Annotated in this window: 17 protein-coding genes; 3 read left to right on the top strand and 14 right to left on the bottom strand. The window is 67.2% G+C overall.

Annotated features, from left to right (window positions below):
* Positions 1-42: 42 nt before the first annotated feature.
* The gene (locus RS901_RS13385; protein WP_316149232.1) at positions 43-282 is read left to right on the top strand and encodes a DUF2789 domain-containing protein; all 240 of its coding nucleotides are present in this window, start codon (positions 43-45) and stop codon (positions 280-282) included.
* Between the two features lie 6 nt (positions 283-288).
* Here RS901_RS13385 and RS901_RS13380 read toward each other — a convergent pair whose 3' ends face one another.
* From RS901_RS13380 to RS901_RS13340, 9 genes are all read right to left on the bottom strand, one after another.
* Complete coding sequence (locus tag RS901_RS13380; RefSeq protein WP_316149231.1) at positions 289-1,512, bottom strand: cystathionine beta-lyase; 1,224 nt, start codon at positions 1,510-1,512, stop codon at positions 289-291.
* Positions 1,513-1,678: 166 nt separating this feature from the next.
* Positions 1,679-2,305: a hypothetical protein gene (locus tag RS901_RS13375; protein ID WP_316149230.1), complete on the bottom strand. Its 627-nt coding sequence runs from the start codon at positions 2,303-2,305 to the stop codon at positions 1,679-1,681.
* An 8-nt stretch (positions 2,306-2,313) separates the two neighbouring features.
* Entirely contained in the window at positions 2,314-3,498 is a 1,185-nt protein-coding gene (gene bktB, locus RS901_RS13370) for a beta-ketothiolase BktB (protein WP_316149228.1), read from the bottom strand.
* Positions 3,499-3,589: 91 nt separating this feature from the next.
* Positions 3,590-4,969, bottom strand: a complete 1,380-nt coding sequence (rimO, locus tag RS901_RS13365; RefSeq protein ID WP_316149227.1) for a 30S ribosomal protein S12 methylthiotransferase RimO — start codon at positions 4,967-4,969, stop codon at positions 3,590-3,592.
* Positions 4,970-5,115: 146 nt separating this feature from the next.
* Positions 5,116-6,084, bottom strand: a complete 969-nt coding sequence (locus tag RS901_RS13360; protein ID WP_316153497.1) for a tRNA-dihydrouridine synthase — start codon at positions 6,082-6,084, stop codon at positions 5,116-5,118.
* A 295-nt stretch (positions 6,085-6,379) separates the two neighbouring features.
* Positions 6,380-6,931: a polyhydroxyalkanoate synthesis repressor PhaR gene (gene phaR / locus RS901_RS13355; RefSeq protein ID WP_013956454.1), complete on the bottom strand. Its 552-nt coding sequence runs from the start codon at positions 6,929-6,931 to the stop codon at positions 6,380-6,382.
* Positions 6,932-7,368: 437 nt separating this feature from the next.
* The gene (locus tag RS901_RS13350) at positions 7,369-8,109 is read right to left on the bottom strand and encodes a 3-ketoacyl-ACP reductase (protein ID WP_013956453.1); all 741 of its coding nucleotides are present in this window, start codon (positions 8,107-8,109) and stop codon (positions 7,369-7,371) included.
* Positions 8,110-8,185: 76 nt separating this feature from the next.
* Positions 8,186-9,367 (bottom strand): acetyl-CoA C-acetyltransferase, encoded by a 1,182-nt coding sequence (locus tag RS901_RS13345; protein WP_316149225.1) that lies wholly within the window; start codon positions 9,365-9,367, stop codon positions 8,186-8,188.
* Positions 9,368-9,451: 84 nt separating this feature from the next.
* Positions 9,452-11,221: a class I poly(R)-hydroxyalkanoic acid synthase gene (locus tag RS901_RS13340; RefSeq protein WP_316149223.1), complete on the bottom strand. Its 1,770-nt coding sequence runs from the start codon at positions 11,219-11,221 to the stop codon at positions 9,452-9,454.
* A gap of 444 nt (positions 11,222-11,665) precedes the next feature.
* Between RS901_RS13340 and RS901_RS13335 the strand changes: the two genes are divergently transcribed.
* Positions 11,666-11,869, top strand: coding sequence for a hypothetical protein (locus RS901_RS13335; RefSeq protein ID WP_316149222.1), 204 nt, complete (start codon positions 11,666-11,668; stop codon positions 11,867-11,869).
* Positions 11,870-11,882: 13 nt separating this feature from the next.
* Here RS901_RS13335 and pgeF read toward each other — a convergent pair whose 3' ends face one another.
* Together pgeF and RS901_RS13325 are read right to left on the bottom strand one after the other, a co-directional pair.
* A complete protein-coding gene (gene pgeF / locus RS901_RS13330) occupies positions 11,883-12,686 on the bottom strand; it encodes a peptidoglycan editing factor PgeF (protein ID WP_316153496.1) in 804 nt (267 codons plus the stop codon).
* The gene (locus tag RS901_RS13325; RefSeq protein ID WP_316149221.1) at positions 12,670-13,932 is read right to left on the bottom strand and encodes an RluA family pseudouridine synthase; all 1,263 of its coding nucleotides are present in this window, start codon (positions 13,930-13,932) and stop codon (positions 12,670-12,672) included. The genes pgeF and RS901_RS13325 overlap by 17 nt, the downstream gene beginning before the upstream one ends.
* 17 nt (positions 13,933-13,949) lie before the next feature.
* On the opposite strand from RS901_RS13325, the gene RS901_RS13320 reads away from it, so the two are divergent.
* Entirely contained in the window at positions 13,950-14,780 is an 831-nt protein-coding gene (locus tag RS901_RS13320; protein ID WP_114135275.1) for an outer membrane protein assembly factor BamD, read from the top strand.
* A gap of 80 nt (positions 14,781-14,860) precedes the next feature.
* Here the strand turns inward: RS901_RS13320 and RS901_RS13315 are convergent, their stop codons facing one another.
* The 3 genes from RS901_RS13315 to RS901_RS13305 form a co-directional block, all read right to left on the bottom strand.
* Positions 14,861-17,017 carry an ATP-dependent DNA helicase gene (locus tag RS901_RS13315; RefSeq protein ID WP_316149220.1) on the bottom strand — a complete coding sequence of 719 codons (2,157 nt, stop codon included), beginning with the start codon at positions 17,015-17,017 and terminating at the stop codon, positions 14,861-14,863.
* 84 nt (positions 17,018-17,101) lie between these two features.
* Positions 17,102-17,305, bottom strand: coding sequence for a DUF465 domain-containing protein (locus tag RS901_RS13310; RefSeq protein ID WP_012352626.1), 204 nt, complete (start codon positions 17,303-17,305; stop codon positions 17,102-17,104).
* A gap of 34 nt (positions 17,306-17,339) precedes the next feature.
* The gene (locus RS901_RS13305; protein WP_316149218.1) at positions 17,340-18,131 is read right to left on the bottom strand and encodes a hypothetical protein; all 792 of its coding nucleotides are present in this window, start codon (positions 18,129-18,131) and stop codon (positions 17,340-17,342) included.
* Between the last annotated feature and the right edge of the window lie 45 nt (positions 18,132-18,176).

Below are 18,176 nucleotides of genomic sequence, written 5' to 3'. Positions count from 1 at the left end.
TGCCCTACACTATCTCAGGCCAACAACATCGAGCCGACCGCCATGGAATCGACCTTCCACCAGTTTTCCGAACTGTTCGCCCAACTCGGCCTGGCCTCCGACGAAGCCAGCATCCGCAGCTTTATCGGCACGCACGCCCCGCTGCCCGACGATGTCGAACTGGCCGAGGCACCGTTCTGGACCCCGGCCCAGGCCACGCTGCTGCGCGACGAGCTGCAGGACGACGCCGACTGGGCCGAGGTCGTCGACCAGCTCAACCTCGCCCTGAGACAGCCAGCCTGAGGCCGCTTACGCGGCCAGCGTAGCCTCCAGCGCCTGGCGCAAGTCGGCGATCAGGTCGCGCGTGTCTTCCAGGCCGATATAAAGCCGCACCAGTTCGCCGGTATCCTGCCAGCCGGCCGGCGGCCAGGTGCCCGCCGGGCGCATGCCCTGCACGTGGTATGGCACGGCCAGGCTGTGGGCGCCGCCCCAGGACCAGCCGATCGCAAACAGCTGCAGCGCCTCGACGAAGGCATCCACCTGCTGGCGCGTATAGCTTGCCCGCAGGATGATGGCAAAGAGCCCGCTGGCACCGGTGAAATCGCGCCGCCAGCTGGCGTGACCGGGGCAGTCCGGCAGCGCCGGATGCAGCACGCGCGAAACCTCGGGCCGCTGGTGCAGCCACTCCGCCACTTCGCGGGCCGCACGGTCATGCGCGGCCAGGCGCACCGGCAGGCTCGGCAGCCCGCGCAGCACCAGGTGGCAGTCATCGGCGGAAACACCCCAGCCCATCAGCATGCGGGTGCGCTTGAGGCGGTCATGCAGGGCATCGTCGCAGGTCAGCACGGCGCCCATCAGCACGTCGCTGCCGCCGGACTGGTACTTGGTCAGCGCCTGCACCGAGATGTCGATGCCCTTGTCGAACGGGCGGAAGTAGATGCCGGCCGACCAGGTATTGTCGATCGCGGTCAGCACGCCACGCGCCCTGGCCGCGGCGACGATGGCGTCGCTGTCGGGCACTTCCATGGTCACCGAACCGGGCGACTCCATCCAGATCAGGCGCGTATTCGGCCGGATCATCGCCGCCACCGCGGCGGCGTCCATCGGATCGTAGTAGCGCACGGTCACGCCGAATTCGCGCGCCAGCCACTCGCCGTGGTCGCGGTTTGGGCCGTAGACGTTGTGCGGCACCAGCACGTCGTCGCCGCTCTTGAGCAGCGCGAAGTAGACCAGCGAGATTGCCGCCAGCCCCGACGGCTGCAGCAGCGTGTGGCGCGCGCCCTCCAGCAGCGCCAAGTGCTGGCACAGCGCCTCGCTGGTGGGCGTGGCGTGCAGGCCATAGCGCCAGTAGGTGGTGGCACCGTCGCCATGTGCACGCAGTTCGGCCAGGTTGCGGAACACCACGGTGGAGCCGCGGTGCGTGGCGGGAGAAAACGAGGCAAAGCCGGGCGCGATCTCCAGCTCGGGCTGAACCGCAACGGTTTGCAGGTAATGGGCGGGCGACGCGGGCTTGTCGGATGGCGAATCGGACACGGCGGTTTCCTTGCTGGCTGCTGGCCGGCCACGGCGCGCTGCCCCGGCGGTATCGCCCAGGCAGAAGCACGGCACGGTCAGGAATGAGACTCGATGAGCCTTCGAGCTTACCAGCAAATGCCGGCCGCGCCACCGGCGATGGCAACGGCGGGCACCAGGAAACGGCTTACCAGCCGGAAATCGAGGACTTCGGCGCCGGCGGCGCGTAGGTGACGCCGCTGTTGGGCGTCATGTCGAACGGGGGGATCACCAGCACGCCCAGCGGGCGGATAAAGAACGGCAGCACGATGGCCGGGTTGAACGCATCGGTCCAGGTGCCGCGCACGGCGCCGCTGGCGTCGATGCTGCCTTCCCAGTTGCCCGACACGCGGGTGCCGTCGTCGGACTCCTCCATCAGGAAGGCGCCGTTCTCCCACTCGCCGGCCAGCAGGCGCACACCGGCGCCACGGCCGGCGTATTCGCCGCGCACGCTGTCGCGCTCGTCAGGCTTGGGGCCCAGGCGCAGCCGCACCGGCTGGTCGCCGACCTTGCCGACGTAGACCGGCAGCGACGCATATTCCGGCCGCGGCGCCAGAGGTCTTGGCGCGCCAGTGGAAAGCGAGGTGCCGCCGCGCCGGGCTTCGCCGTCGCGAATGGCCTGGTTGATACCCAGGCCTTCCCCGCCGGCTGGCCCGCCGATCACCGGGCCGGTCGTCAGCTCGGTGCCCGGCGCTGCCTGCACCGTACCCGCCAGGACGAGCACGGCGGCCAGGCCGAGCGTGCAGAGGTTCTTCGTCAGCAAAGCCGGGCGCAAGGCTAACCTCAGATGCGTTCGAAGATGGCGGCAATGCCCTGCCCGCCGCCGATGCACATCGTCACCAGCGCGTAGCGGCCCTGCACGCGGTTCAGCTCATACAGCGCCTTCACCGTGATCAGGGCACCGGTGGCGCCGATCGGGTGGCCCAGCGAGATGCCCGATCCGTTCGGGTTGACCTTGGCCGGATCCAGGCCGAGCGCCTTGGTCACCGCGCACGCCTGCGCGGCAAAGGCTTCGTTGGCTTCGATCACGTCCAGGTCCGACACCTGCAGTCCGGCACGCTCCAGCGCGATCTTCGTCGCCGGCACCGGGCCGATGCCCATGGTCTTCGGGTCCACGCCGGCATGGCCGTAGGACACCAGGCGGGCCAGCGGCTTCAGGCCGCGGCGTTCGGCCTCGGCGCGCTCCATCAGCACCACGGCGGCGGCGGCGTCGTTCAGGCCCGAGGCATTGCCGGCGGTGACGCTGCCGTTCTCCTTGACGAAGACCGGCTTGAGCTTGGTCATGTCGTCGATGGTGGCGTCATGGCGCACGTGCTCGTCGGTGTCGAAGGTGACGTCGCCCTTGCGGCCCTTGCTCACCACCGGGACGATCTGGTCCTTGAAGTAGCCGGCCTTGATCGCGGCCGAAGCGCGGCGGTGCGATTCCAGCGCCGCCTCGTCCTGCTGCGCGCGCGAGATGTCGTATTCCTTGGCGACGTTCTCGGCGGTCACACCCATGTGGATGCGATGGAAGGGATCGTGCAGCGCGCCCAGCATCATGTCGACCAGGCCGGCATCGCCCATGCGTGCGCCCCAGCGCGCTGCCGGCGCCAGGTACGGCGCGCGGCTCATGCTTTCCGCGCCGCCGCCAATGGCCACGTCGGTATCGCCCAGCAGGATGGTCTGCGCGGCGCTGACGATGGCCTGCAGGCCCGAGCCGCACAGGCGGTTCACGGTCAGCGCGGGGGCGTTGACCGTCACCCCGCCGTTGACAGCCGCGACGCGGCCCAGGTACATGTCGCGCGGCTCGGTCTGGATCACGTTGCCAAACACCACGTGGCCGACATCGTCGCCCGATACCTGCGCGCGCGCCAGCGCCTCGCGCACCACCAGCGCACCCAGCTCCGCCGGCGCCACATCCTTCAGGCTGCCGCCAAAGGTCCCGATCGCGGTACGGACACCGCTCACCACTACCACTTCACGCGTCATGACTTTGTCTCCATGAGGTTATGTTGCACCGCACAGTATAGCGGGACGCGGATGAAATCGAACGAGCGTACTTTTACCTAATCAACCCGTTTCAGACCTCGCCCCACAGGTCGTGGCCGTCGGCGCCGGTGATCTTCACGTCGACGAACTCGCCGGCGCGGTAGCGCTGGGAGGTACGCTCCGGCGGCGCGATATAGACCAGCCCGTCGATTTCCGGCGCATCCGCTGACGAACGGCCGATACCGCCGTCCTGGTTGACCTCGTCCACCAGCACGCGCAGGGTCTGGCCGACCTTGCGCTGCAGGCGTCGGGCCGAGACCTCTTCGGCCACTTCCATGAAGCGGGCGCGGCGTTCCTCGCGCACCTCGTCGGGCAGCGCGCCCGGCAGGTCGTTGGCGGTGGCGCCCTCCACCGGCGAATAGGCGAAGCAGCCGACGCGGTCCAGTTCGGCTTCGGCGATAAAGTCCAGCAGCGTCTGGAACTCCGCCTCGGTCTCGCCCGGGAAGCCCGCGATAAAGGTGCTGCGGATGGTCAGGTCGGGGCAGATCTCGCGCCAGGCGCGGATCCGGTCCATGGTCTTCTCGGCATTGGCCGGGCGCTTCATGCGCTTGAGCACGTCCGGGTGCGCATGCTGCAGCGGCACATCGAGGTACGGCAGCACGTGGCCCTGCGACATCAGCGGGATGATCTCGTCGACGTGCGGGTATGGGTAGACGTAGTGCAGGCGCACCCAGGCGCCATATTGCGCAGCCAGCTCGCCCAGCGCCGCCACCAGTTCGGTCATGCGGGTCTTGAGCGGGCGGCCGTTCCAGAAACCGGTGCGGTACTTGACGTCGACGCCGTATGCGCTGGTGTCCTGCGAGATCACCAGCAGTTCCTTGACGCCGGCCTTGAACAGGTTCTCGGCCTCCAGCATGACCTCGGCCACCGGGCGCGACACCAGGTCGCCGCGCATCGACGGGATGATGCAGAACGAGCAGCGGTGATTGCAGCCTTCGGAAATCTTCAGGTAGGCGTAGTGCTTGGGCGTCAGCTTGATCCCGGCGGCCGGCACCAGGTCGGTGAACGGGTCATGCGGCTTGGGCAGGTGCGTGTGCACCGCCTGCATCACCTCGCCCAGCGCATGTGGGCCGGTCACGGCCAGCACCTTGGGGTGCACCGACGACACGATGTCGTGGCCCGCCGCATCCTTCTTCGCCCCAAGGCAGCCGGTGACGATGACCTTGCCGTTTTCGGTCAGGGCCTCACCGATGGCGTCCAGGCTCTCCTGCACGGCTTCGTCGATAAAGCCGCAGGTATTGACCACGACCAGGTCGGCGCCGTCATAGGTGCCGCTGATGGCATAGCCCTCGGCGCGCAGCTGGGTGATGATCTGCTCGGAGTCGACCAGCGCCTTGGGGCAGCCAAGGGAAACGAATCCCACACGCGGACTATGGTCTTTCTGGGTCGTTGATTCTGAAGGGTTTTTCACAGTGCAATCCGAATGTGGGGGCAGGCGCGGCGGAATATGCGGGGACAAGGCCGGCGGCCGGTGAGCCAATCGCGCATTTTAACCGTTTGCCATGAATTCTCGGCGCCTGACTCCACACATGTGGCCCAGGCTGCGGCAATGCCGCGTCATTCCAGCGCGGTAGCGGCTCCCGGCAGGCCTTCCAGGACCCGCTCTATCTCCAGGGAGTCCTGCATGCGCCGGATGGCCGCATGCAGTTCGGCGGCCTGCGGCCACGTCCGCTTGAGATAGCTGAGCCACAGTTTCACGCGCCCATGCTCGTGGCAGGAGGCAATACGGGCATGCAGCTTTTTCAGGTAAGTGGCGATCTGGCGCAGCACCAGCGGCCACTCCTCGTCCGACGGCGAGCTGTCCATCAGCCCGCGAATGCGCTGGGCCAGGAAGGGATCGGACACGGCGCCGCGCCCGATCATCACGTCGGCGCAACCGCTGACAGCCCGGCAGCGTTCCCAGTCCGCGACCGTCCAGACGTCTCCGTTGGCAATCACGGGCACGTCCACCGCCGCCGCAATGCGCGCAATCCAGTCCCAGTGGGCCGGCGGCCGGTAGCCATGGTCCCGCGTGCGGGCATGCACCACGAGCGAAGCCGCGCCGCCCTCGGCCAGCGCCTTGGCGCAATCAATGGCCAACGAGGTATCGGAGACGCCCAGCCGCATTTTCGCCGTCACGGCGATATGGGCCGGCACCGCCGCGCGCACGGACGCAACGATCCGGTTCAACAACTCAGGATTCGTCAGCAGCATGGCGCCGCCGCCATGCCGGTTGACGACCTTGGCGGGACAACCGAAGTTCAGGTCGATGCCATGCGGCGACAAAGTCGCGGCATAGGCCGCATTCCGCGCCAGCCATTCCGGATCGCTGCCGAGCAACTGGATCACCATCGGCGTGCCGCTGCGGGTATAGCCGCCGGCGAGGATTTCGGGCGTATCGCGCTCGTAGACCCGCGCAGGAAGCAACGAACCCGTCACACGAACGAACTCGGATACACAGCCGTCGTAGCCGCCAGCGTCGGTCAGCACGTCGCGCAAGACGTAGTCGGCAAGCCCTTCCATGGGGGCCAGGAACAGCCGGCTCATGGCAAGGCCTCCACCGAAGCAGAGGGCCGGGCCTGAAAGGCCGGACGAGCATATTGGATAACGGAGGGCATGGGGTTTCGCGCACAAAAGGCGAGTCCACACTGAGCCGCCGCTGGAGAGAATTGCGTGATTGCGTGCGCCTAGGGGGCGCAGATCGCGCATTCTACCTGCTTTGCGTCGGCAGGGCCTTCAGGGAGGTGATGCGGGCGCTGGGCATCCGCCTGCATGCGAGCGCGGGCTGAGTGCCAGCCCGCGCGCGGGATATGCGGCGGGTGGAGAACCCGCCGCTAGTGCTTTACTTCTTGTCCGGCTGGTTGAACGGGAACGTCCCGAACATATTCTTGGCCTGGCTCTGCATCTGCTCCTGCATCTGCACGAACAGGTTCTTGCTCTGCTCGATGTAGTTGCTCATCATGCCCTGCATCATCGGGCCCTGCATGTTCATGAACTGCGACCACATGTCGGGGCTGAAGGTTTCGCCGGAATACAGGCCCTTGGAGTTCTCGGCCAGCTTGTTCTGGATGTCGATGAAGGCCTGGATGTTCTTTTCCAGGTAGGTGCCCATCATGCCCTGCATGGCATGGCCATAGAAACGGATGATCTGCGACAGCATCGCGCTGGAGAACATCGGCACGCCGCCCGATTCTTCTTCCAGGATGATCTGCAGCAAGATGCTGCGGGTCAGTTCGTCACCAGACTTGGCGTCGACGACCTTGAATTCTTCTGAATCCATGACCAGTTGCTTGACGTCGGCCAGGGTGATGTAGGTGCTGGTCTGGGTGTCGTAGAGCCTGCGGTTCGGATACTTTTTGATCAGTCGCTCTGCGCCTTTTTTGGTCGTGGCCATCGGTGCTCTGTCCTTGTGTCATCGCTGTTTGCGCGCTGCTGCACCGCATGGGGTGCAGTGCGCAAATCGGTATCGCCCGCGCCATCTGCTTGTTGTCGTGCCGGCCGTCTGGTGGCCTGTTCGCGCATGGCTGCGCGTGGCGGCCTGCAACCTCGCCCCCGCGAGGGCCGCGCTGCACGAACATGGTGCTGGCTGCGCCGCTGCCCTGATTCTATGCCCAACAAGGCACTAAGAAAAGCGACCAGGCTTAAGGAAAACCCGGTGAACTGGCGCAAAAAGGGAGGAATGCCACGCGGGCAGAAACGATTCGCGGGCCATCACGGCCCGCGAAACAGGTGGCGCAACGTAGCGTTCCGCCGCCTTGTGCGCCGCGCTGGCTGCACCGCAATACGCGGGCGCCAGCGCCGGCTGCCGACTGGTTGAACCAGGCCGGCAGGTCAGCCCATATGCAGGCCGCCGTTGAGCGAGAAGTCGGCGCCGGTCGAGAAACCGGACTCGTCCGACGACAGCCAGGCGCAGATCGAAGCGATCTCTTCCGGCTCACCCAGGCGCTTGACCGGGATCGTCCCGACGATCTTGTCGAGCACGTCCTGGCGGATCGCCTTGACCATGTCGGTGGCGATATAGCCCGGCGAAACGGTGTTGACCGTCACGCCCTTGGTCGCCACTTCCTGCGCCAGCGCCATGGTGAAGCCGTGCAGGCCGGCCTTGGCAGTGGAGTAGTTGGTCTGGCCGAACTGGCCCTTCTGCCCGTTCACCGACGAGATGTTGACGATGCGGCCCCAGCCGCGGTCAGCCATGCCGTCGATCACCTGCTTGGTGACGTTGAACAGCGAGGTCAGGTTGGTGTCGATCACCGCGTCCCAGTCGGCACGGGTCATCTTGCGGAACACCACGTCGCGGGTGATGCCGGCGTTGTTGATCAGCACATCGACCTCGCCGACCTCGGCCTTGACCTTGTCGAATGCGGTCTTGGTCGAGTCCCAGTCAGCCACGTTGCCCTCAGAGGCAACGAAGTCAAAGCCGAGTGCCTTCTGCTGCTCGAGCCACCTTTCACGGCGCGGCGAGTTGGGGCCGCAGCCGGCCACCACACGAAAGCCATCCTTGGCCAGCCGCTGGCAGATGGCGGTTCCGATACCACCCATGCCGCCGGTCACATACGCAATGCGCTGAGTCATGTCCACTCCTTGATTGGCTCTTCGTTATCGTCGCCGGGTCCGCGCCAACCGCGCGCGGCCCCGGAAAACCCCTTCCTTATTTGCGCTCGACTGCCAGCGCCACGCCCATGCCGCCACCGATGCACAGCGAGGCCAGGCCCTTCTTGGCGTCGCGGCGCTTCATCTCATGCAGCAGCGTCACCAGGATACGGCAGCCGGAAGCGCCGATTGGGTGGCCGATGGCGATGGCGCCACCATTCACGTTGACCTTGGAGGTATCCCAGCCCATTTGCTGGTGCACCGCCAGCGCCTGCGCGGCGAAGGCCTCGTTGATTTCCATCAGGTCCAGGTCCTGCGGGGTCCACTCGGCGCGCGACAGCGCGCGCTTGGAGGCCGGCACCGGGCCCATGCCCATCACCTTGGGATCGACACCGGCGTTGGCGTAGCTCTTGATCGTGGCCAGCGGGGTCAGGCCCAGTTCCTTGGCCTTGGCCGCCGACATCACCACCACCGCGGCGGCGCCGTCATTCAGGCCCGAGGCGTTGGCCGCGGTCACCGTGCCGGCCTTGTCGAAGGCGGGCTTGAGGCCGGACATGCTGTCCAGCGTGGCGCCCTGGCGCACGAACTCGTCGGTCTTGAAGGCCACCGGGTCGCCCTTGCGCTGCGGGATCAGCACCGGGACGATCTCTTCGTCAAACTTGCCGGCCTTCTGCGCGGCTTCGGCCTTGTTCTGCGAGCCGACCGCGAACTCATCCTGCGCCTCGCGCGTGATGCCGTATTCCTTGGCCACGTTCTCGGCGGTGATGCCCATGTGGTACTGGTTGTACACGTCCCACAGGCCGTCGACAATCATGGTGTCGACCAGCTTGGCATCGCCCATGCGGAAACCGTCGCGCGAGCCCGGCAGCACGTGCGGCGCGGCGCTCATGTTTTCCTGTCCGCCGGCCACCACGATCTCGGCGTCGCCCGCCATGATCGCGTTGGCGGCCAGCATCACGGCCTTCAGGCCCGAGCCGCACACCTTGTTGATGGTCATGGCCGGCACCATCGCCGGCAGGCCGGCCTTGATCGCGGCCTGGCGGGCGGGGTTCTGGCCCGAACCGGCGGTCAGCACCTGGCCCATGATGACTTCGCTCACCTGCTCCGGCTTGACGCCGGCGCGCTCCAGCGCGGCCTTGATGACCAGGGCACCCAGTTCCGGCGCCGGGATCTTGGCCAGCGAGCCGCCAAATTTGCCGACCGCGGTGCGGGCGGCGGATACGATGACAACGTCAGTCATTGTGTAGTCCTTTCAATGGAAACGGGAGGGAACCTGCAAGCCTGCCGGCGCCGTGCATGACGCACGCCGGCACTCATGCAAGCGTCATGCCTTGGCTTTGACGTATCGCCCAGGCGCGGGTTCGATCGCGGGATAGCGCGCATTGCCGTAGTTGGCGGGCGCAGCGCGTTTCGCGCCGGCCTGACCTGCCAGCCATGCGGTCCAGTCCGGCCACCAGCTGCCGTGATGCTCGGTGGCGCCGGCCAGCCATTGCTGCGGCGACTCCGGCAGCGCATCGTTGGTCCAGTGGCTGCGCTTGTTCTTGGCCGGCGGGTTGATCACACCGGCGATATGGCCCGACGCGCCCAGCACGAAGCGCAGCTTGTTCGCCAGCAGCGCGGTCGAGGCATAGGCCGCGGTCCACGGCACGATATGGTCTTCGCGCGAGCCGTAGATGTAGGTCGGCACGTCGATGCTGGCCAGGTCCACCGGCACGCCGCACACGGTCAGCTTGCCCGGCACCTTGAGCTCGTCCTGCAGGTAGGTGTGGCGCAGGTACCAGCAGTACCACGGCCCCGGCAGGTTGGTGGCGTCGCCATTCCAGAACAGCAGGTCGAACGGCACCGGCGTGTTGCCCTTCAGGTAGTTGTCGACCACATAGTTCCACACCAGGTCGTTCGGACGCAGGAACGAGAAGGTATTGGCTAGCTCAAGGCCGCGCAGCAGCGCGCACGGCGCGCCGGCGCCGCCGCCCAGCGTGGCCTCGCGCAGCTGCACATGGCCCTCGTCGACAAAGACGTCGAGGATGCCGGTGTCGGCAAAGTCCAGCAGCGTGGTCAGCAGCGTGACGCTGGCGGCCGGGTGCTCGCCGCGCGCGGCCAGCACCGCCAGCGCGGTCGAGACAATGGTGCCGCCCACGCAGAAGCCCAGCACGTTGATCTTGTCCTGCCCGCTGATGTCGCGCGCGACTTCGATGGCGCGGATGGCCGCGTTCTCGATGTAGTCGTCCCAGGTGCTGCCGGCCATGCTGGCGTCCGGATTGCGCCACGACACCAGGAACACCGTATGCCCCTGCTCCACCACATGACGCACCAGCGAGCTCTCCGGCTGCAGGTCCAGGATGTAGTACTTGTTGATGCACGGCGGCACCATCAGCAGCGGGCGCGCATGCACCTTGTCGGTCAGCGGCTTGTACTGCAACAGCTGGAAGTATTCGTTCTCGAAGACCACGGCGCCTTCGCTCACCGCGACATTGCGGCCGACCTCAAACGCGCTCTCGTCGGTCTGCGAGATCTTGCCGCGCGTCAGGTCTTCCATCATGTTGCGCACGCCGGCACGCAGCGATTCGCCGCCTGACTCGATCAGCAGGCGCTGCGCCTCGGGATTGGTGGCGAGGAAGTTGGCGGGCGACATCGCATCGACCCATTGCGAGATCGCGAAGCGGATGCGCTGGCGCGTCTTGGCATCGGCCTCGACGGCATCGGCCAGCTCGGTCAAGGCGCGCGCATTGAGCAGGTAGAACGCGGCAGCGAAGCGGTATGGCAGGTTGGTGCGCCATGCGTCGCCGGCGAAGCGCCGGTCGTGCAGCGGCCCGGTGGCCTCGGCCTTGCCCTCGGCCATGGCCTGCCACAGGGCTGAGAAATCCTTCATGTAGCGCTGCTGGATATCACCCAGCTGCGCCGGCTCGATCTTGACGCCTGCCAGCGCATCCAGGCCCGGAATACCGGACGCGGCCGCGTGGCCGTTGCCTTCAGTGCCCTGCCACTGGCGGGACCATTCCAGCCATGTGGCTGGATCGAATGGCCCCGGCGTGAACTTGAATGGTTGGGACTTGCCTTCCTGAGTGGAAGCTGCCGCGCCTTTGCCGGTCGCCATGATTTGATTGTCTCTCTGCCGTCACTATTCGAACCGGCTCCGGGCATTGCCCTGGCCGGCACTTTGCATGGGGAGATGCTATCCGAATGGACCCGGCTTGCCTCCCCCAAAGCGGGAGGGTCTGCCGGCACATCTGCCCTGGAACTGGCTGGAAGCCCAGACCGCACCTGCTGCGGCCATGGCTTGCGTCCATTCCGATAGCGGCTCCCCTTTTATCCGGCAAACGCAACACTCTGGCGTGGCAACGCCATGCGGTATGCTTGCCGGAGAAACCTGGGAATCGTCAGCGATTCCGAGACATTTGAGCCCATTGTTGCCTTGCAACGCACGCGCTGTCAATGCGGGAATCCGCCCCGGCGCCGCGCGCATCCCGACCTACCGGACGGTATGCAGCGCTCGCATCTGCCGAGGCCACAGAGCATAGGCGAGAAGGATGAAATTTTGATGTACATCGTAGCCATTGGCTGGCTCTACGTGGCGCTGATGATGGCGATCACCGAGCACACCGTGGTGGCAGGGGTTGCCACCTTCCTGATGTATGGCGTGGCGCCGGTGGCGCTGGTGCTCTACATCATGGGCACGCCCGGCCGGCGGCGGCGCAAGGCCGAAGCCGAGCGCGCGCAGGCGGCCAGGGGCAAGGACGATTGAGGCAGCGGCCGGCTCAGTCCGCCAGCCAGACCAGGCTGGCCATGCGGCCGGTCACGCCGTCGCGCCGATAGGAGTAGAAGCGACCGGCTTCGGCCACGGTGCAGGCGTCGCCGCCGTAGACCTCGGTGCAGCCGGCGCGCGCCAGGCGCATGCGCGCCAGCGCATAGATGTCGGCAAGATACTTGCCCGGTGCGCCAGCGCGGAAGGCTGCGGCAACCGCGGCCTGTTCATCGGCGCGTGCCTGCGCCAGGAAGGCATCGCGCACTTCGGCACCCACCTCGAACGCGTCGGGGCCGATGGCCGGGCCCAGCCACGCCAGCCAGCGCGGGGCGCCAGCACCGGCAGCGGCCTGCATCCGTGACAGCGTGGCTTCGATCACGCCGCTGCACAGGCCGCGCCAGCCCGCGTGCGCGGCGCCCACCACCGTCCCCTGCGCATCGCACAGCAGCACCGGCAGGCAATCCGCCGTCATCACGGCGCAGACGTGGCCGGGTGCCGCCGCCAGGCTCGCGTCGGCCTGGGGCACGGGCGCGCCCGGGGCCGCGACATGATCGACCGTCGCCACCGCGCAGCCATGCACCTGCTCCAGCCATTGCGGCATCGACGGCAGGCATGCGGCCAGCCGCGCGCGGTTGCGCGCCACGTCGGCGGGGTCGTCGCCAACGTGGGTGCCCAGGTTCAGGCCGCCCGGGGCGCCGCCGGCAAGCCCGTACGGGCCCTTGCTGACGCCGCCCTGGCGCGTCGTGGATAGCGCGCGCACGCGCGCCGGCGCGGGCCAGTCAGGGACCAGCCAGGCGGGATCAGGCGCTGCGCTCATCATCATCGTCACCGTCTTCATCATCGCCGGCGTATTCCCAGTGGGCCTCGCCGCCTTCCCAGACTTCGTCCCAGGCTTCTTCTTCCTCGTCGGCCTGCGCGCTTTCAAAATCCAGCGCATCGATCAGCGCCTGCAGGTCTTCCGGCGGCTGCGCGGTCCACGACATGCGCTTGCCGGTGGCCGGGTGCACCAGGCCAAGCTGGTACGCATGCAGCGCCTGGCGCTCATATGGCACCGGCAGTGGCGCGCGGACCGCCGGGCGCTGCCCGCGCTGCGTGGCGCGGAAGTAGACCGGGTCGCCCACCAGCGGATGGCCGATCGATTCGAAATGCACGCGGATCTGGTGCGTGCGGCCGGTCTCCAGCTTGCACATCACCATCGACACGAAGCCCCGCCCCAGCGGCACCGTGGCCAGCGTGCGGAAATGCGTGCGCGACGGCTTGCCGCTGGCGGTATGCACGACCGCCATGCGCGTGCGCTCGCGCGGGTCGCGGCCGATGGGCGCGTCGATGGTGCCCTCGTCATAGGTGCGGCCCCACACCAGCGCGATATAGGTGCGCTTGACCGTGCGCGCCTGCAGCTGGCGCACCAGGTCGGTCTGTGCGGTCAGCGAGCGCGCCACCACCATCAGCCCTGAGGTTTCCTTGTCGAGCCGGTGCACGATACCCGCGCGCGGCAGCGACGTGGCGGCGGGGTCGCGGTGCAGCAACCCGTTGAGCACGGTGCCACTCCAGTTGCCGGCAGCCGGGTGCACCACCAGGCCCGCGGGCTTGTTGATGACCAGCAGGGTGTCGTCTTCATAGACCACGTCCAGCGGCACGTCCTCGGGCGAGAAAGCGGACGATTCCGGCGCGGCCTGCGGCTGGATCTCGATGCGGTTGCCCATCTGCACCGCGTCGCGCGGCCGGCGCACCTGGCCGTCGACGCGCACCGCGCCGCTTTCGATCCACTGTTGCAGGCGGCTGCGTGAAAACTCGCTGAAGTGACGCGCGAGCAATTTATCGAGCCGCTCGCCATGCGAGGCGCTGTCCACCTCCAGCGTCAGGGTCACGGCCGGCTCGGCTGCTGGCGCGCCGCTGCCGGACGGCGTCTCGGCAAGGTCTTCAAATTCCTCGGGATGTGCCTCGAAATCGGCCACGGACGCGACTGCGCGCACCCGTTCTGGTGGAAGTCCTCCCACGCCATCTCCTGCTTCGGGGTTGGGCTGGGGGCTTGGGCTATAATGCTTGACGCTATTTTTCTTCATCCGGGATACGATTGCCCATGCAATTGCAGAGCATGAAACGCGCGCGCTGGCGCACGACAATTGGAGCGGTTCTGCTCGCAGGCGGCTGCGTCATGCTGTCTGCATGCGGCCTGCTCGCGGACCAACCCGACGAGACCGCAGGCTGGTCGGCCAACAAATTATATTCGGAAGCCAAGGATGCGCTGGATGGCGGCGACTACACGCGTGCCGTCAAGCTGTATGAAAAGCTCGAAGGCCGCTATCCGTTTGGCCGCTATGCGCAGCAGGCCCAGATCGATACCGCCTATGCCAGCTACAAGGATGGTGAAACGGCAGCAGCCCTGGCCGCGGTGGACCGCTTCATCCAGCTGCACCCGAACCATCCCAATATCGATTACGCCTACTATCTCAAGGGCCTGATCAACTTCAACGACAACCTGGGCTGGCTGGGCCGATTCTCGGGCCAGGACCTGAGCGAGCGCGACCCCAAGGCCGCACGCGCCGCGTACGACGCCTTCCATACGCTGATCACGCGCTACCCGGAAAGCAAGTACACCCCCGACGCCACGCTGCGCATGCAGTACATCGTCAACTCGCTGGCCCAGCATGAAGTGCATGCCGCGCGCTACTACTACCGGCGCGGCGCCTACCTGGCAGCCGTCAACCGTGCCCAGCAGTCACTGAAGGACTATGACGGCGCACCGGCCAACGAAGAGGCCCTGTACATCATGATCCGCTCGTATGACGCGATGGGCATGAAGGACCTGCGCGACGACACCGCGCGCGTGATGGAGCGCAATTTCCCGGACAGCGATTTCATCAAGTACGGCGCGCGCCGCAAGGACAAGGCCTGGTGGGAAGTGTTCTGACGCCGGCTGGCCAGCGGCCATAAAAAACGGGACGTATCGGAGGATACGTCCCGTTTTTCTTTTTCCGGCACCCGCAGCGTTCAGTCAGCTGCCGCGTCCCCTGCGGGCTCCGCCTCAGCTTCCTTGCCAGGCCCGCGCAGCGACTCCAGGAACCGCACCACCGTCGCTGCCTCACGCGTGCGCGTGAACGGCGGCAGGCTTTGCCAGATCTGCCGGCCATAGGGCTTCTCGACCAGCCGCGTATCGAAGATCGCCAGCACGCCGCGGTCCGATTCCGAACGGATCAGCCGCCCCGCCCCCTGCTTGAGCGTGATCACCGCATGCGGCAGCTGGTGCACGGCAAACGGGCTCAGGCCCTTCTTCTGCAGCACTTCCATGCGCGCGGCCAGCACCGGGTCGTCCGGCGGCGCGAACGGCAGCTTGTCGATGATCACCAACGACAGCGCCTCGCCGCGCACATCCACGCCCTCCCAGAAGCTCTGGCTGCCGACCAGCACCGCATTGCCCAGTTCGCGGAAGCGGTCCAGCAACTCGGTGCGGCTGGCCTGGCCCTGCACCAGCAGCGGCAGGTTCAGGCCGCGCTCGGCAAACGCGTCATAAAGCAGGTCCGAGGCACGCTGCACGGCGCGCAGCGTGGTGCACAGCAGGAAGGTGCGCCCGCCGGCGGCCTCGATCAGCGGCAATGCCGCCTGCACTACCGCGTCGGTGAACTGCGGCGACTGCGGCGCCGGCATGTCGCGCGGCACGTAGAGCAGCGCCTGCTTCGCGTAATCGAACGGGCTGGGCAGCGTCAGCGAGCGGTCCTTGTCGAGCCCCAGCTGCGCGGCGTAGTGGGTAAAGTTGCCCTTCACCGACAACGTGGCCGAGGTGAAAACCCACGCGCGCGGCTGGCCGTCGCGCTGGCGTGTGAAGATCGGCGCGATCGACAGCGGCGTGCGGTGAAGCTGCACGGTATGCGAGAACACCTCGACCCAGCGCACGGTTTCAGGCCCGGCGGGCACCGCTGGCGCGGTTTCACCGTCGCCCTCCGGCGGCTGCGGTGCCGGCGTGGGCGTGGCATCGGCGCGCCACGCGGCCAGCTTGTTGGCCAGCTCCAGCGCGCGGCGGTGGCATTGCTGCAGCGATTCGGCACGCTCGGCCTGGCTTTCGAGCATTTCGACGAAGTCTGACAGCGCCTCGTCCAGCGCATCGAGCGTCTCGTTGAAAGGCTCGGCGATACGGCGGTCGGCCTCGATCTGGCCCAGCGCCAGCCGCGCATTGTCCTTGCTGAAGGCCAGGCGCAGGTCGCGCGCGGCACGCTCCAGCGGCGCGGCCAGCGCGACCCAGTCCACCGCATCGCGCGCATGCGACAGGCCTTCGGCCACGGAATCGCGGGCGATTTCCAGCAGCTGGCTGGTCGACAGTGTCTCGCCGAAGAACAGCGTGGCGGTCTCGGGCAGCTGGTGGGCTTCGTCGAAGATCACGGTGTTGGCCGCCGGCAGCAGTTCCGCCATGCCGGTGTCGCGCAGCACCACGTCGGCAAAGAACAGGTGATGGTTGACCACCACCACGTCGGCCTGCTGCGCTTCCTTGCGCGCGCGCATCACAAAGCATTCCTTGTAATGCGGGCATTCCGATCCCAGGCAGTTGTCGCGCGTGGAGGTCACCATCTGCCATACCGGCGCGTTCTCGGGCACGGACGCCAGCTCGGCCTTGTCGCCGGTGGAGGTTTCCTTGATGAAGCGGCCGATTTCGCGCAGCCACGCCGCATCCTGGCGCGACGCCAGGCGCCCGTTGGCCTGCGCGCGTTCCAGGTGGTAGTGGCAGACGTAGTTGGCGCGGCCCTTGAGCAGAGCCACCGAGACCGGCACGTTCAGCGCATGGCGCACGGTGGGGATATCGCGCAGGAACAGCTGGTCCTGCAGGTTCTTGGTGCCAGTCGACAGGATCACCTTGCCGCCCCACAGCATCGCCGGCACCAGGTAGGCGTAGGTCTTGCCGGTGCCGGTGCCCGCCTCGACGATGACGGAATCGTTCTGCGCGATCGCATCGGCGACGGCCTCGGCCATCTTGTGCTGCGAGGCGCGCGGCCGGTAGCCGGGAATGGCCTGAGCCAGCGTGCCGGTATCGGCAAAGATGGTGGCCAGTTCAGCGCCGCGGCTGGCGCCGTCGTCGGCGGGCCCGGCAGGCGCGGGCGACCCGGCGTCGGTCAGGCTGACGGCTTCGGGCGGCTCAGGGGAATCTGGAAGATCGGACAAGGGAGGGGGGAGAATGTTGTATGGGCCGCCGGACAGGGCCGGCGGCGATCGGCAAGACAATGGGCTAGCCTGGCGCGGATGCGCTCAGGCCGGCACGTCGGGTTCGAGCTGCAGCTGCAGCAGCGTGATGGCGTCCTTCAGCTTGAGGCGGCGCTTTTTCAGCCGGCGCAGCTGCAGTTCGTCATGGATGGCGTCGCCGGCAAGCCGGTCGATCAGGAAATCCAGGTCGCGGTGCTCGATCTGCAACTCCATGATGCGCCGCTCCAGGGTGTTCAGGTTGCTGTCCATCTATGCCTCCGCTGCGCAGTCACGGTGCCGGGCCTCAGAAGCCGAACGGGCGCGGCGCCGACGCCTGGCCCTGTTGCTCCTTCGCCTTGGCGCGGCGCTCTTCCAGTTCCTTCTGGCGCTGTTCGAGGTCGCGCTGCTTGGCCTCGTACGCCTTGACATTCTCCTGCCGCTGGCGGGCCTGCTCGGCGCCCTTCTGCTGGGCCTCCTGCATGCGGGCATCGAAGTCGGACTGCTTCTTCTCGTACGCCTGCGCGTTGGCGGCACGCTGCGGCGCCTCGCCCTGGCGCTGCGCCTCGCGCAGCTGCTGTTCCTGCTGCTTCTTCTGGAAGGCCTCGCGGCTGGACTGTTCACTGGCCGAGCGCTTCGGCTGGCTGGCCTCGAACTCGGCGTTGCGCAGCGCCTGTTCGCGGTCGCGCTCGGCGGCGCGGTGGGCGCGTTCGGCCTCGCCTACCTCCAGTTCGCGCTTGCGCAGCACCTGCAGCTCCTCGCGCTGGACTTCCTTGGCATTGTTGATGCAGCGGTTGACAAAGAACTTGCCGTAGCACTCGCGTTCGGCGGCGGCAAAGCGGTAGTTGGTCCAGGCGCGCGAATCGTCGACGGCCTTGCGTTCGGCGGCAAAGTCGCGCTGGCCATTGGCGGCGGGCGGCGCGGCGGACGCGGAAGCCTGGGCGCGCGCCTCGCGCAGCGGCATCAGCACGGCGCATGCAGCCACGGCCAGTGCAGCCAGGCGGCCGAATCGGAACAGGGAAGTTTCAGGCACGTTGGCGAAGGTTGGCATGGCCAGGATGGTGGCCTTGGCGGCGGCCGGGCGGGACTTGACGATCATGACCGGATTCTAGCATCCGGGCTGGGTACCGGCCTGCCCCGCCGG

This window comes from Cupriavidus sp. BIC8F (genome assembly GCF_032465815.1).
Lineage (GTDB): Bacteria > Pseudomonadota > Gammaproteobacteria > Burkholderiales > Burkholderiaceae > Cupriavidus > Cupriavidus necator.
The sequence above is the reverse complement of the archived record's forward strand: the minus strand, read 5'-3'. Positions and strand labels throughout refer to the sequence as shown.